Raw genomic sequence first — 13013 nt, forward strand, 5'->3', positions numbered from 1 at the left:
CGGATGCGTTGAGAGGCGCACGTCCGGTTCGGCGGGCGACCTTGAGAAACGTGCCCGAGGAAACTCGGAAGGCGCGCTCAAGGTCGACCCATCTGTGGCAGACCACCCAAACAATGCGACGCCCATCATGTCCATCACTGGGCGAATGGTGGCGACACGTCGGTCAAGAATGCCGTGCTGCTGTGCCGCCACCACCACACGCTCATTCACCAGAGTGAGTGGGAAGTGAAAATGGTGCACGGCGTCCCGACGTTCTACGCACCCAGCTGGCTCGACCCGCAGCAAAAACCGAGACGTAACGTCATCAACACGGTCGCGTGATCGGCCTAATGCCGACCCAGGTAGCGATGGTGACGTGCCCAGCCCACGCGATTGGGGCTTGACTTTGAGTGCGAGATGCTACTGTGCCCGGCTTTTGAAGGCCGACAAGCATCTCGCCAGAGGCTCGAAGTCAAGCCCCGATCGCAATCGTCGCGAAGCGGCGATGAAATGACCCGGCCCGTCAGAACGACCCGACCCGACCACCGACGCAAGGTGACCGCCCGCACGGCAGGCGACCGGCCGCGGCGGCCGATGCCCGGTGTCCTGCACCACCACAACCCTGCACGTCAGCCCACGAGAGATATCCTCACCCCCGTGGCACACATCTTCACCGGACTCCTGGTCCTAGTGACAATCGCAGTCATGTGGTTCGCGGGCTACGTCGTCTACCGCCTCTACTCCGACCAGCGATGACGACCACCCCGGGCGCCGCCCCCATCCCCGGCAGCGGCGACGAGGCCATCCGCCTGGCCGAGGAACGAGCGGCGGCGACGCGTGAGCGCAACCTCCCGCAGTTCACCGACATGCCCATCCCGGGCGACACGGCGAACCTGCGCGAGGGGGCGAACCTCAACGACGCGCTGCTGTCGGTTCTTCCGCTCGTGGGTGTCTGGCGAGGCGAGGGCGAGATCGTCTACCCGACGATCGACGGGCCGTTCCGCTTCGGTCAGCAGATCACCTTCGCGCACGACGGGCGGCCGTTCCTCGTCTACGAGGCGCGCAGCTGGCTGCTCAACGAGGCCGGCGAGGTGATTCGGCCCGCCGCGCGTGAGCAGGGGTTCTGGCGGCCGCAGCAGGACGACACCATCGAGCTGCTGCTCACCCACAACACGGGAATCGTCGAGCTGTACTACGGCAAGCCGCGGACGAACACCTCCTGGGAGTTCGAGACGGACGCGGTCGTCCGCACCGCGACCGCCAAGGAAGTCGTGGGCGCGCAGCGCCTGTACGGCATCGTCAACAGCGGTGACCTCGCGTACGTCGAGGAGCGGGCCATGGTCGGCCAGCCGATGCAGCCGCACGCGTCCGCGCACCTCAAGCGCGTCGTCGGCTGACGCACGAAACTCCGGGTCGTGGGATTGTTCAACAATCCCACGATTCCCCGTAGCATAGGTCCATGCTGCTACGGCGCTGCGGAACCGATGCGCTCCTCGTCGAGGTCGACTCACTGACCGAGGTGGCGGCCGTCCGGGCAGTCCTGCAGGGCCTCGACGGGGTCGAGGAGCTCGTGCCGGCCGCCAGGACGGTGCTGGTCAAGGGCGCTCTCGCCCAGGTCAGGGACGTTCTCGCCACCGTCGACCTCACGCACGTGCCCGAGACGAGGTCCCGCGAGGTCACCATTCCGGTCACCTACGACGGGCCGGACCTCGACCTGGTCGCCGAAACGGCGAACGTCAGCCCGGAAGAAGTCGTCAGGCTCCACACGGGCGCCACCTACGAGGTCGCGTTCTGCGGCTTCGCGCCCGGCTTCGGCTACCTGACCGGCCTCCCGCCCAGCCTGCAGCAGCCCAGGCTCGACTCGCCGCGCACCAAGGTCCCGGCAGGCAGCGTGGGCATCGCCGGCGAGTTCACCGCGGCCTACCCCAGGGCCACCCCAGGCGGCTGGCGGCTGATCGGGCGCACCGACATCACCCTGTTCGACCCGAAGGCCGAGACCCCGGCACTTCTCCAGCCGGGCGACCGGGTCAGGTTCGTGGTGGCGTGAAGCGCACCGTCACGATCATCCGCACCGGCCCGCAGGCCCTGGTCCAGGACCTCGGCAGGCCGGGTCACGCCCACCTCGGCGTGCCGCCGTCCGGCGCGCTCGACGCGCACTCGCTCACCCTCGCCAACCGGCTCGTCGGCAACGAGGAGACCGCCGCAGGGCTCGAACTGCTGCTGGGCGGTGCGGAGATCACCACCGACGTGTCGTGCACGGTCGCGGTGACCGGTCCCCCGGTGCAGGTCTGGATCGACGACCGGCTCGCCGACTCCCATCAGCCGCTGCACCTCCCCAAGGCCTCGACGCTGCGGATCGGCACCCCGGACACCGGCCTGCGCACCTATCTCGCGATCTCGGGGGGCGTCGACGTTCCGGAAGAGCTGGGCAGCCGGTCGACCGACCTGCTGTCCGGAATCGGTCCAGAACCGTTGCGGGACAACGACGTTCTGCCACTCGGTAAGCCGAACGTCCCCACCGGCGCGGACGTGGTGCCGCCGGTCCGAGCGCTGCAAACGTTGGTCATCCCGATCCGGCTCGGCCCGAGGGACGACTGGTTCGAGGACGCGGAAACCCAGCTGCGCCAGGGGGCCTGGACGGTGTCCGACCGCAGCAACCGGGTCGGGGCACGCCTCAACGGCACGAAGCTGAATCGTCGTGACGGCGAGATTCCCAGCGAAGGGATGATCACCGGCGCCGTTCAGGTGCCGCCCGACGGGCAGCCGGTGGTCTTCCTGAACGACCACCCCACGACGGGCGGGTATCCCGTCATCGGTGTCGTCGACCGTGATCACCTGCGGTTTCTCGGCCAGGCGCGGCCGGGGACGAGCGTCCGGTTCCGCCCGATCAGCTGAGGTCCACAACGTTGACGTAAGTGGTCCAGACCAAATACCGTAACTGCCGGGCCGCCGCGGAATCTCTACCAACCTGGAGTTCCGCATGCGCCGAATCCCCGCCCTGCTGGCGGTTCTGGTCGCCGTGCTCGCACTGGCGGTCCCCGCACAGGCCGCCACGGGCATCACCGCGACGTTCTCCCGCACCGGCACGAGCGGCAAGTTCGTGGTCGCCAACGCGAGCACGGCCGCGCTCAACGGGTGGTCGATCAAGTTCGACCTGCCCGCCGGAGTCACGGTGAGCAACGTCCAGAACGCCACCACCACCCAGAACGGCACGAGAGTGACGCTCACTCCTGCCTTCTACATCAACAACATCCCCGCCGGACGCAACACCGAGCCGTACAGCCCGACGTTCACGCTGAGCTCGGCGGCCGACCCGACCACCTGCACGATCAACAACATGGCGTGCGACGGCAGCGGTGACCCCGCGCCGGCGCCGAGCGGTGTCACGGCCGACTACTCGGTCGCCGGTGGCACGGCCAAGTTCATCGTGCGCAACAACACCACCGCCGCGATCTCCGACTGGTCGATCGTCTTCACGCTCCCCGCGGGCGTAACCGTCAGCAACGGCCAGAACGGCGCGGTTTCCCAGTCCGGCAACACGGTCACGCTCACTCCCGCCTACTACAACAAGAGCGTCGCGGCGGGCGGCAGCACCGAGCCGTACAGCCCGACGTTCTCGATCAGCTCGAACGTCGACCCGGTCACCTGCCGGATCAACAACGCGAACTGCAGCGGGGCGCCGGACACTCCGCCAAGCGCCCCAACGGGTCTGACGTCACCGTCGAAGACCACCCGCACGGTGACGCTGCAGTGGAACGCCTCCACCGCGGGCTCGCTGCCGATCGCCGGCTACGACGTCTACAACGGCACGGCACTCGCCGGCAGTTCCACCACGACGTCGACGATCATCACCGGGCTGAACCCGAACACCGCGTACTCGTTCACGGTGCGGGCCAAGGACACCAAGGGCACGCAATCGGCACCGAGCACGGCCCTGAGCGTGACGACGAACAACCCCGCGAACGACACGACACCGCCGACCGCGCCGGCGAACCTGCGCTCCACCGCCAAGGACGCGGGCAGCATCTCGTTGGCGTGGAACGCATCCACCGACAACAACGGTGTCGCGAACTACGACGTCTACGTCGGCACGACCGTGAAGCTGACCGTCTCCGGCACCACTGCGACCGTCTCCGGTCTCGGGCCGTCGACCAGCTACACGTTCACCGTGCGAGCCCGCGACACCTACGACAACCTGTCCGGACCGAGCAACGCGCTGACCGAGAGCACGAGTGACATCGTCGGCGGCTACGCCCGTGTCGGGTACTTCGTGCAGTGGGGCATCTACGGTCGTCAGTACTTCGTGAAGGACATGGACGCCGCGAAGCTGACCCACGTCAACTACGCGTTCGGCAACATCGACCCGGTCAACCTCACGTGCCTGCAGGGCGTCACGAAGGGCACGACGTCCAACCCGCAGGACCCTAGCCAGGGTGACGGCGCGGGGGACGCGGAGGCCGACTACAGCAGGCCGATGAGCGCGGCGCAGTCCGTCGACGGCGTCGCGGACTCGGGCTGGGAACCGTTGCGCGGCAACTACAACCAGCTCCGCAAGCTCAAGGCGAAGTTCCCGGACCTCAAGGTGCTGATCTCGATCGGCGGCTGGACGTACTCGAAGTACTTCTCCGACGTCTCGGCCACCGACGCGGCGCGCAAGAAGTTCGTGTCGTCGTGTCTGGACGTCTACATCAAGGGCAACCTGCCCACCTACAACGGTGCGGGCGGTCCCGGCAGCGCGGCCGGCATCTTCGACGGCATCGACCTCGACTGGGAGTGGCCGGGCGCGGAAGGCCACGCGGGCAACCACTTCGGGCCACAGGACAAGGTGAACAACTCGCTGCTGATCGAGGAGTTCCGGCGTCAGCTCGACGCGCTCGGCGTCACGACCGGCAAGCGCTACCAGCTCACCGCGTTCACCCCGGCGGACCCCGCCAAGATCGCGGCGGGCTGGGAGCTCGGCCGGGTCGCGCAGTCGATGGACGTCTTCAACGTCCAGGGCTACGACTTCCACGGCGCGGGCAGCGACAACTCGTGGGAGCCGAACCGGACCGGCCACCAGGGCAACCTGTACGCCGACACCGACGACCCGTACTCGTTCCACTTCAGCGTGGAGAACGCGGTGCAGCAGTACCTCGACGCCGGCGTGCCGCCGCGCAAGATCACCGTGGGACTCGCGTTCTACGGTCGTGGCTGGCAGAACGTGACCGACGGCGGCAAGAACGGCGAGTGGCAGGCGGCGGGTGGCGCGGCACCGGGCCAGTTCGCCGAGGAGGCGGGCACCCGCGGATACGCCAACCTCGTCGCGTCCGTGCCGAACTGCACCGTCCACCACGACGAGCAGGCCGTGGCGACCTACTGCTACACCGGCAACCAGTGGTGGACCTTCGACGACGCGTGGTCCATTCAGAAGAAAACCGCGTGGTTGAGGTCGAAGAACCTGCTGGGCGCGATGATCTGGGAGATGTCGGGCGACCGCGGCCCGTTGATGACCGCGGTCGACTCCGGACTCCGTTGACGATGAAGGGCGCCTTCATCCACCTCACGTGGAGGAAGGCGCCCTTCATCGACCTCAGTACTCGGACTCGTACAGGCCCTGCAGTTCGGTGAGCAGGGCCGAGGAGTCGGGCAGCTGCTTGCCGTCCAGCGTGGTCACGCGCGTGATCTTGCGGACGCTGGACGCGAGGAACACGCCCTCGGCGTCGTAGAGCTCGCCGGCCTGGATCGGCTCCACGAGCACGGTCCAGCCGGCGCGCTCGGCGGCGCGGAACAACGCGTACTGAGTGGTGCCGGGCAGGATGCCGAGCTTCGACGGCGGCGTGACCAGCGTCTTGCCGCGCACCAGGATCACCGTGGAGGTCGGGCCTTCCAGCACCGAGCCGTCCGAGGTCGTGAAGATGACCTCGGCGGCACCGCGGCGCTCGGCCTCGCGGACCGCGGCCATGTTGATCGCGTACGACAGCGACTTCGCGCCCAGCAGCAGCCACGGCGCCCGGTCGGCGAGGTCGGCGTCGATGCCGCGGTCCAGCGTCACCGCGGACAGGCCCTCGGCGCGCTGCGTGAGCACCTTCGCGCCGATCTCCATGCCGAGCGCGAAACCGGTGGGCGTGCCGTCACCGCCCTCGATACCGCGGGTGTAGACGAGCTTGAGAGCGAACTCCCTGCCGCCGGCCCAGTTGCCGATGACGAGCTCGACCGCGCGCTCGAACTCCGCACGCGGAGGGGGCTGCATGTCGAGCATGGCCGCGGACCGGTCGAGCCGGTCCAGGTGCGGCGTGAGTTCGCGGGGCTTCCCGTCGACCACGAGGATCGTTTCGAACACGCCGTCACCGCGCATGAGCCCGAGGTCGTCGACGCGGATCTGCGGCGAGTCGGGGTCAGCGAGGGTTCCGTCGAGCAGTGCGAGCACGCGCATGGAAGGAGCCTACTAACATCGGTGGTGTGGAGACCGCAAGAGGGCTGCGCAAAACGCTGCACGACCGCGGCATGCGGATGACGCCGCAACGCCAGCTCGTGCTGGACGCGGTCAGGTCGCTCGGGCACGCGACGCCCGAGCAGATCTGCCAGCGCGTCCAGGAGACCGCGCCGACGGTCAACATCACCACGATCTACCGCACGCTCGACCTGCTCGACCGGCTCGGGCTGGTGCGGCACACCCATCTGGGTCACGGCGCGCCGAACTACTCGGTCGACGACCACCAGCACGTGCACCTGGTGTGCCACGTCTGCGGCCGGATCGACGAGATCCCGTGTGAGCTTCTCGACCCGCTGGTCGGAACATTGCGGGAGCGCGACGGGTTCGAACTGGATGCGAGCCACCTCGCGCTGTCCGGCACGTGCCGCGACTGCCTGAAGCAGGAGCAGGAGACAGAGTGACCTTCCCCGGAGCCGTCCCACCGCCCGACGATTCCACCGACGCAGGCGTTGCCTGGCACTACGGCGACCCCTTTGCCGAGCAACGTTCGGCGGCGCGGTCGGTCGTGGTCGTGGATCGCTCCAACCGGGGTGTCATCGCGATCCCCGGCGAGGACCGGCTGAAGTGGCTGCACCAGCTGACGAGCCAGCACTTCGAGCAGCTGGGCGAGGGTGCCGCGACCGAGGCGCTGATCCTCGACGCGCAGGGCAGGCTGGAGCACCACCTGGTCGTCGCGAACGTCGGCGGCACGGTGTTCCTGGACGTCGAGAAGGTCGACGACCTGCTGGCGTACCTGAAGAAGATGGTCTTCTGGTCGAAGGTCGAGCCGCGCGACGCCACGGCGGAGTTCGCGCTGCTGTCGGTCATCGGACCGGACACGCCCGCGTTGCTGGAGAAGCTGAACATCCCGATGCCGTCGGACGTCGACGCGCTCGGCGAGGGCTTCGTCCGCCGGACGTCGTGGCCGGGCCAGGTCTCGGTCGACCTGCTGGTGCCGCGCGGTGAGCTGGCGCAGTGGTGGCAGAAGATCACGGACGCGGGCGCGCGACCGGCCGGCAGCTTCGCGTTCGAGGCGCTGCGGGTCGAGGCCCTGCGGCCGCGCCAGGGCGTGGACACCGACGAGCGCACGATCCCGCACGAGGTCAACCTGGTCGACCAGGCCGTGCACCTGAACAAGGGCTGCTACCGCGGCCAGGAGACGGTCGCCAAGGTCCACAACGTGGGACGCCCGCCGCGCCGGATGCTCCTGCTCCACCTGGATGGTTCTGCGGACGCCCAGCCGGAGACCGGTGACCCGGTGACGCTGGACGGCCGCGTGGTCGGCCGGGTGGGCAGCGTGGTCCTGCACCACGAGCTGGGCCCGATCGCGTTGGCGCTGATCAAGCGGTCCGTACCGATCGAGTCGGACCTCGTCGCCGGAGCTCCCGAACGGGAGGTCCAGGCACGAATCGACCCCGACTCGGTGCCGCCGGACACCCCCGGTCTGGGCCGGGAAGCCGTTCGCAACCTGCGGGGATGAGGCCCAGCGGGTCGACCACCAGCCTTTGCCTGCGCTTTCGACGTTCAGACGGGCGCATCGCGGTGCCGGCCCCGCGCCCTCATATCGGGCATATGGGGGCGCGGGGCCGGTGCCGTGAGGTGCCCTGCTGAGCGCCGAAAGCGACGGTGAAGGCTGGTGGTCGGCCCGCTACAGTCCGAGGTTATGTCCTTGGGCACGCTCATCACCGTCGCTCCCACCGGAGCGGAACACGCGAAGGCCGACGTCCCGCAGCTTCCAGTGACCCTGGAAGAGCTGGTCGCGACGGCGCAGAGCTGCGAGCAGGTCGGCGCAGCCATGATCCACGTCCACATCCGCGGCGAGGACACCAAGCCGACCCTGGACCTCGGCCGCCTGAAGGCGACCGTCGAGGCCCTGCGCTCGGAGACCAACCTGGTCGTCCAGCTGTCCACCGGCGGGTCGGTGCACGACCCCGAGTCGGACCGGCTGCGCGTGCTGGAGGCGATGCCGGACTCCGCGTCCTGCACGATGGGCACGGTCAACTTCGGCGACGACGTGTTCCTGAACCGCTGGGAGTTCATCGTCGCGCTGCATAAGGGCATGCAGGAACGCGGGATCGTGCCGGAGTACGAGATCTTCGACATCGGCCAGCTCGCGTCGTTGAAGCGGCTGCTGGACCAGCACGGCCTGCCCGCGGGCGGCCACGTGCACGTGGACTTCGTCATGGGAGTGCCGGGCGGCATGCCCGGTGATGCCGCCACACTGGTCGCCGCGGTCAACGCTCTGCCAGACGGGGCAACGTTTTCCGCCACCGGGATCGGTCGTACCACTCTTCCGGTGATGTTCACCGCATTGGGTGCGGGGGGCCATCTCCGAGTGGGTATGGAAGACACCATCAGCTACTCACGTGGCGTGCCGGTGAGGGACAACGCACAGCTCGTAGCGCGTGCCGCTGGTCTGGCCAAGATCGCACAACGACCTGCTTTGACGCCAGATGAGACGCGAAAGCTCCTAGGCGTGCACATTTGAGACAAGTTTGGTGCATGGGATGTGTTGGCGGGTGAGGAGGATCTACCGCAGGATGGACACGTGATCGAGGTGCGTCCTGGCGGGCGCCGCCGAATCGACCGGGTGCTCGCCCCCGACTACACGGAGGGCGTCGAGCAGCGCCCGCTCGTCGAGGTGCGCGAACTCCGCGACGAGGCAGCGCAGGAAGAGACCGACCTGTCCTACCTGCGGCGGCTGCTGCACGCGCGGATCGACATCGTGCGCGCGGAGCAGGAGCGCCGCAGTTCCGGTGGCTCGGCGGTGGTCGAGCAGCTGGCCACGATCCTCTCCACGAACGCCGTTGGTCCGGCGACCGGCCTCGGCCGGTACCAGACCCATGAGCCGTCACGTGCTGATGCACATCAACGGCACGTTGAGGCTTTGGTCTCCGACGTGGACCTCTCCGACGTGAGCAAGTTGTCCGACGATCGGCTCGCCGAGGCGTTGGAGACGTTCATCTCGGAAGAGGCCTCGGTATCGGTGCGGCGGCGCGAGGTGCAGGTGGTCGTGGACAAGCTCAACGCCGAGATCGCTTCCCGCTACCAGCGCGGGAGCGCGTCGGTGGACGAGCTGCTGGCGGCCGAGCGTGGCCACCACCGTCCCAAGAGATGAGAAGTACGTTCCACTTTTTGAACAGCAGACCTAGCGTGCCCTCATGGGGTACCGCTGGGTCGTGCTGTGCATCGGAGCTCTGGCGCAGGGTGTGAACGCGGCCGTCTTCCTCGGCCTGCCGGCGATCAGCCCCCAGCTCCAGCAGCACTTCTCCCTGACGTTGCCCCAGGTGGGGTTGCTTCTCGGCGCCGTGAACCTCGGCACCATGGTCGCGCTGGTCCCCTGGGGAGTTTTCGCGGACCGCCGCGGCGAACGGGTCGCCATGACCATCGGCGGTGCCGGCGCGGCCGCCTGCCTGCTCGGGGTGGCGCTCGGCAACGCGTGGCTCGCGGGTGTGGCGTTGCTCGGCGCCGGGCTCTTCGGGGCGAGCGTGAACGCCGCCAGCGGCCGTGCGGTCATGTCCTGGTTCAGCGCGGGCAACCGCGGGCTGGCCATGGGGGTGCGGCAGACGGCGACCCCACTGGGCGCGGCGCTCACCGCGGCGTTCCTGCCGGGGGTCGCGATCGCCCGCGGCGTCCCGGCGGCGTTCGTGGCGTTGGCCTCGGTGACCGCTTTCGTGGCGGTGGCCGTGGCACTGCTGGTCCGCGAGCCGCCCGGCGCGACCAGGGCGGGCAGCGACCACGGCCTGATCCTCTCCGATCCGAAGCTGCTCAGGTTGTCGCTGGCCAGCGGGCTGCTCGTGGTACCGCAGTTCACCGCGACCGCTCTGCTCGTGCCGTTGCTGAGCACCCACGGCATGACCGTCACGGCCGCCGCGGTGGTGTTCGGCGTGGCGCAGGCGCTGGGCGGCGCCGGGAGGCTGGCCGTGGGCGTGTGGTCGGACCGGGTGCGCAGCCGCGTGGGGCCGTTGAAGATCGTCGCGGTTGCCACGGCGGTGGGGTTCGCGCTGGTCGCGGTGCTCGACCAGGCACCGATGCCCGTGCTCGTCGCCGTGCTGGTCCCGACGACCGCGCTGGCGGTGTGCTGGAACGGTCTCGCGGTCACCGAGGCCGGTGAGCTCGCGCCGGACGGCCGCAGCGCCACCGCGATCGCCATGCAGAACTCGGCCAACTACCTCAGCGCGTCGATCACGCCGTTCGTCGCGAGCTGGGTCGCGGTGCACGTGGCGTGGCCGGCGGCGATGCTGCTTGCCGCCGTCGCGGCGGTGGCCGCGAGGGTGCTGCTTCAGCCGTGGCGTTCCCTGCGGGCCAGCTCGCCCCAGAACTCGCGCAGCGTCTCGTAGCGCAAAGCGACCTCTTCGGCGTCACCGGTTTCGAGGGCGTCCACGATGGCGTTGACGTCGGCCGCCGAGCTGTCCTCCAGGAGGTCCTTGTCCTCCAGCAGCTGGACCAGGCCGCCGTAGTCGAGCTCGACCGCCGAGTGCGGGTGGAAGTGCTCCAGCCAGCGTCCGGTGTCGGCGAGAACCTTGGCCGGCCCCTCCTCGCCCAGCGACGCCTTCACGACCTTCAACGCCCGTGCGATGCGGCGGCGCGCGTCGGCCATGGCAACGCGCCAGGAGACCTGCCGTTCCGGGTCGTCCTGGGCGCTGGCGAGCACCACGCGGCGCTGGGCCGGGTCGACGAGGGCGAACCAGGGCAGCGGCACCGTCCAGGTCGTGGAGATGACGTGGACCGCCCCTCCCGCGAGCTCCGCCATCACGGCGGACGCGCGCGCTCGCACCGTCTCCGGAGAAACGTTGAGGGCCGCGTCCTGCAGGATCGGCGGAGAAGAAGCCAGGAAGCCCACCAGAGCCGCCGCGGACCGCGCCCTGAGGTCGAGCGGGCAGACGAGGGGTCCGGGGCCGACACGCGCGGCGTCAGACGTCGGAACCTCGGCCGGACTGATCGTCATCACGTCGAAGTGGGCGTCGCCGGGAAGCATCTTCTCGGCCAACTGTGATCGCAACCACAGCTCCCGTTCCAGGTCCCCGACCTCAGATCTAGGTATCGGGCCTGTTTCCAGGGCTTTTCGGACTTTGTCCGCTAGCGGTGCGTCCATTGCCGATAACGGTTCGTACACCCGAAGGTAGGCGACGAACGGTCTGGGCACCTGTGCATCCTTCCACGCGGGGGTGGCGGCGAGATTTGGCGGTACGTGTCACGCCTACCGCGTCGCGAGGAACCCCATCGGCACGGTACGGTAGTTACCAGGAACTAGTTGTCGAGACGAGTGGGGCCGCCGTTCCCCCGGCCGCCCCCGTCCCTGTGCGAGGGGGTCGAGCCATGGGGCGCGGCCGAGCGAAGGCCAAGCAGACGAAGGTCGCCAGGGAGCTCAAGTACAGCTCCCATGAGACCGACTTCGCTGCTCTGCAGCGCGAGCTGTCTGGCGAACCGTCGTCGAACGGGAGTGGTGGCGAAGAACGCCACGACGACCCGTACGACGACTATGACGACTACCGTCGCTGAATTCAGCCTGAAGAGTTCAAGGGTTGGGCAAAACCGATCATCGGTGCCCAACCCTTGAACTCTGAGGGCGCCCTCAGAACGCCCTGGCGTACTGCCTCGGCGCCTTGACCTCCACACCCAGTTGCTGTGCCGCGTGCAGCGGCCAGTACGGGTCGCGGAGCAGTTCGCGCGCGAGCAGGACCAGGTCGGCGGAACCGTCGTTCAACACCTGTTCGGCCTGATTCGCCTCGGTGATCAGGCCGACCGCACCCGTGGGCACGTCTGCCTTGCGTCGCACCGCCTCGGCGAGCGGCACCTGGTAGCCGGGCCCGATCGGGATGTCCGCCTGCGCGGTGTTGCCACCGCTGGACACGTCGATCAGGTCCGCACCCGCGGCCTTGAGCGCCTGCGCCAGCACAACGCTGTCGTCGGCGGTCCAGCCGTCCTCCACCCAGTCGGTGCCGGAGATCCTGACGATCACCGGCACGTCCGGGCCGACCGCTGCCCTCACGGCGGCGGTGACCTCGACGGGGACGGCGATGCGTTCCTCGGTGCTGCCCTCGTTCGTGAGCGGCGAGTAGTACTCGTGGAGCAGGTAGCCGTGGGCGGCGTGGATCTCGAGCACCTCGAACCCGGCCTCGACCGCCCTGAGTGCACCTTCGACGAACGCCTTGACGACGCTGCCGTGCTCGGTGAGCTTCTCCGGCGTGTTCAGGCCGGGAAACGGCTCGGTCGTCGGCGCGACCGGGACCCAGTCGCCGAACGCCTTGCGGCCTGCGTGCGCGAGCTGGATGCCGGGGACGCTGCCCTGCTCCTTGACGAACGCGGTGATCCGCCGCCACGCCGCGACCTGCTCGTCGTTCCAGATGCCGACGTCCTGCGCGGAGATCCGGCCACGCGGCTCGACTGCCGTCGCCTCGGCGATCACCAGGCCGGCGCCGCCGACGGCGCGGGAGCCCAGGTGGACGAGGTGCCAGTCGTTCGGCACGCCGTCGGTGGCCGAGTACTGGCACATCGGGCTCACCGCGATGCGGTTGGGCAGGGTGACCGACCGCAGGGTCAGCGGGGAGAAGAGCAGGCTCACGAGAAGCTCCCTCGAACA

The 13013-nt window shown here is 68.9% G+C and carries 14 protein-coding genes; 11 read left to right on the forward strand and 3 right to left on the reverse strand.

Features of this window, described 5'->3' with window-relative positions; genetic code table 11:
- Positions 1-90: 90 nt before the first annotated feature.
- From ABZV40_RS09505 to ABZV40_RS09525, 5 genes are all read left to right on the forward strand, one after another.
- Complete coding sequence (locus ABZV40_RS09505; protein ID WP_355438320.1) at positions 91-321, forward strand: HNH endonuclease signature motif containing protein; 231 nt, start codon at positions 91-93, stop codon at positions 319-321.
- Between the two features lie 410 nt (positions 322-731).
- Positions 732-1376: an FABP family protein gene (locus tag ABZV40_RS09510; RefSeq protein WP_355437951.1), complete on the forward strand. Its 645-nt coding sequence runs from the start codon at positions 732-734 to the stop codon at positions 1374-1376.
- 62 nt (positions 1377-1438) lie between these two features.
- The gene (gene pxpB, locus ABZV40_RS09515; protein WP_355437953.1) at positions 1439-2026 is read left to right on the forward strand and encodes a 5-oxoprolinase subunit PxpB; all 588 of its coding nucleotides are present in this window, start codon (positions 1439-1441) and stop codon (positions 2024-2026) included.
- Positions 2023-2874: a biotin-dependent carboxyltransferase family protein gene (locus ABZV40_RS09520; protein WP_355437955.1), complete on the forward strand. Its 852-nt coding sequence runs from the start codon at positions 2023-2025 to the stop codon at positions 2872-2874. Before pxpB ends, ABZV40_RS09520 begins: the two co-directional genes overlap by 4 nt.
- Positions 2875-2959: 85 nt before the next feature.
- Positions 2960-5494 (forward strand): glycosyl hydrolase family 18 protein, encoded by a 2535-nt coding sequence (locus ABZV40_RS09525; protein WP_355437957.1) that lies wholly within the window; start codon positions 2960-2962, stop codon positions 5492-5494.
- Positions 5495-5548: 54 nt separating this feature from the next.
- Here the strand turns inward: ABZV40_RS09525 and ABZV40_RS09530 are convergent, their stop codons facing one another.
- Positions 5549-6391 carry an aminodeoxychorismate lyase gene (locus ABZV40_RS09530; protein WP_355437958.1) on the reverse strand — a complete coding sequence of 281 codons (843 nt, stop codon included), beginning with the start codon at positions 6389-6391 and terminating at the stop codon, positions 5549-5551.
- Positions 6392-6417: 26 nt separating this feature from the next.
- Between ABZV40_RS09530 and ABZV40_RS09535 the strand changes: the two genes are divergently transcribed.
- The 5 genes from ABZV40_RS09535 to ABZV40_RS09555 all read left to right on the forward strand — a co-directional run bounded on the left by ABZV40_RS09535 (position 6418) and on the right by ABZV40_RS09555 (position 10770).
- A complete protein-coding gene (locus ABZV40_RS09535) occupies positions 6418-6852 on the forward strand; it encodes a Fur family transcriptional regulator (protein ID WP_355437960.1) in 435 nt (144 codons plus the stop codon).
- Positions 6849-7910 carry a folate-binding protein gene (locus ABZV40_RS09540; protein ID WP_355437962.1) on the forward strand — a complete coding sequence of 354 codons (1062 nt, stop codon included), beginning with the start codon at positions 6849-6851 and terminating at the stop codon, positions 7908-7910. Before ABZV40_RS09535 ends, ABZV40_RS09540 begins: the two co-directional genes overlap by 4 nt.
- 183 nt (positions 7911-8093) lie before the next feature.
- Positions 8094-8918 carry a 3-keto-5-aminohexanoate cleavage protein gene (locus ABZV40_RS09545; RefSeq protein WP_355437964.1) on the forward strand — a complete coding sequence of 275 codons (825 nt, stop codon included), beginning with the start codon at positions 8094-8096 and terminating at the stop codon, positions 8916-8918.
- 60 nt (positions 8919-8978) lie between these two features.
- Positions 8979-9548, forward strand: coding sequence for an aerial mycelium formation protein (locus ABZV40_RS09550; RefSeq protein WP_112262787.1), 570 nt, complete (start codon positions 8979-8981; stop codon positions 9546-9548).
- A gap of 43 nt (positions 9549-9591) precedes the next feature.
- The gene (locus ABZV40_RS09555; RefSeq protein ID WP_355437966.1) at positions 9592-10770 is read left to right on the forward strand and encodes an MFS transporter; all 1179 of its coding nucleotides are present in this window, start codon (positions 9592-9594) and stop codon (positions 10768-10770) included.
- On the opposite strand, the gene ABZV40_RS09560 is transcribed toward ABZV40_RS09555, so the two are convergent.
- Positions 10713-11576 (reverse strand): hypothetical protein, encoded by an 864-nt coding sequence (locus ABZV40_RS09560; protein WP_355437968.1) that lies wholly within the window; start codon positions 11574-11576, stop codon positions 10713-10715. The genes ABZV40_RS09555 and ABZV40_RS09560 overlap by 58 nt on opposite strands.
- A gap of 173 nt (positions 11577-11749) precedes the next feature.
- Here ABZV40_RS09560 and ABZV40_RS09565 point away from each other — a divergent pair, with 173 nt between their 5' ends.
- On the forward strand, positions 11750-11932 hold the full coding sequence (locus ABZV40_RS09565; protein ID WP_355437970.1) for a DUF3073 domain-containing protein: 183 nt from the start codon (positions 11750-11752) through the stop codon (positions 11930-11932).
- A 73-nt stretch (positions 11933-12005) separates the two neighbouring features.
- On the opposite strand, the gene ABZV40_RS09570 is transcribed toward ABZV40_RS09565, so the two are convergent.
- On the reverse strand, positions 12006-12995 hold the full coding sequence (locus tag ABZV40_RS09570) for an NADH:flavin oxidoreductase/NADH oxidase (RefSeq protein ID WP_355437972.1): 990 nt from the start codon (positions 12993-12995) through the stop codon (positions 12006-12008).
- Positions 12996-13013 lie beyond the last annotated feature (18 nt).

The organism is Lentzea sp. NPDC004782 (genome assembly GCF_040609115.1).
In the GTDB taxonomy this organism is placed as follows: domain Bacteria; phylum Actinomycetota; class Actinomycetes; order Mycobacteriales; family Pseudonocardiaceae; genus Lentzea.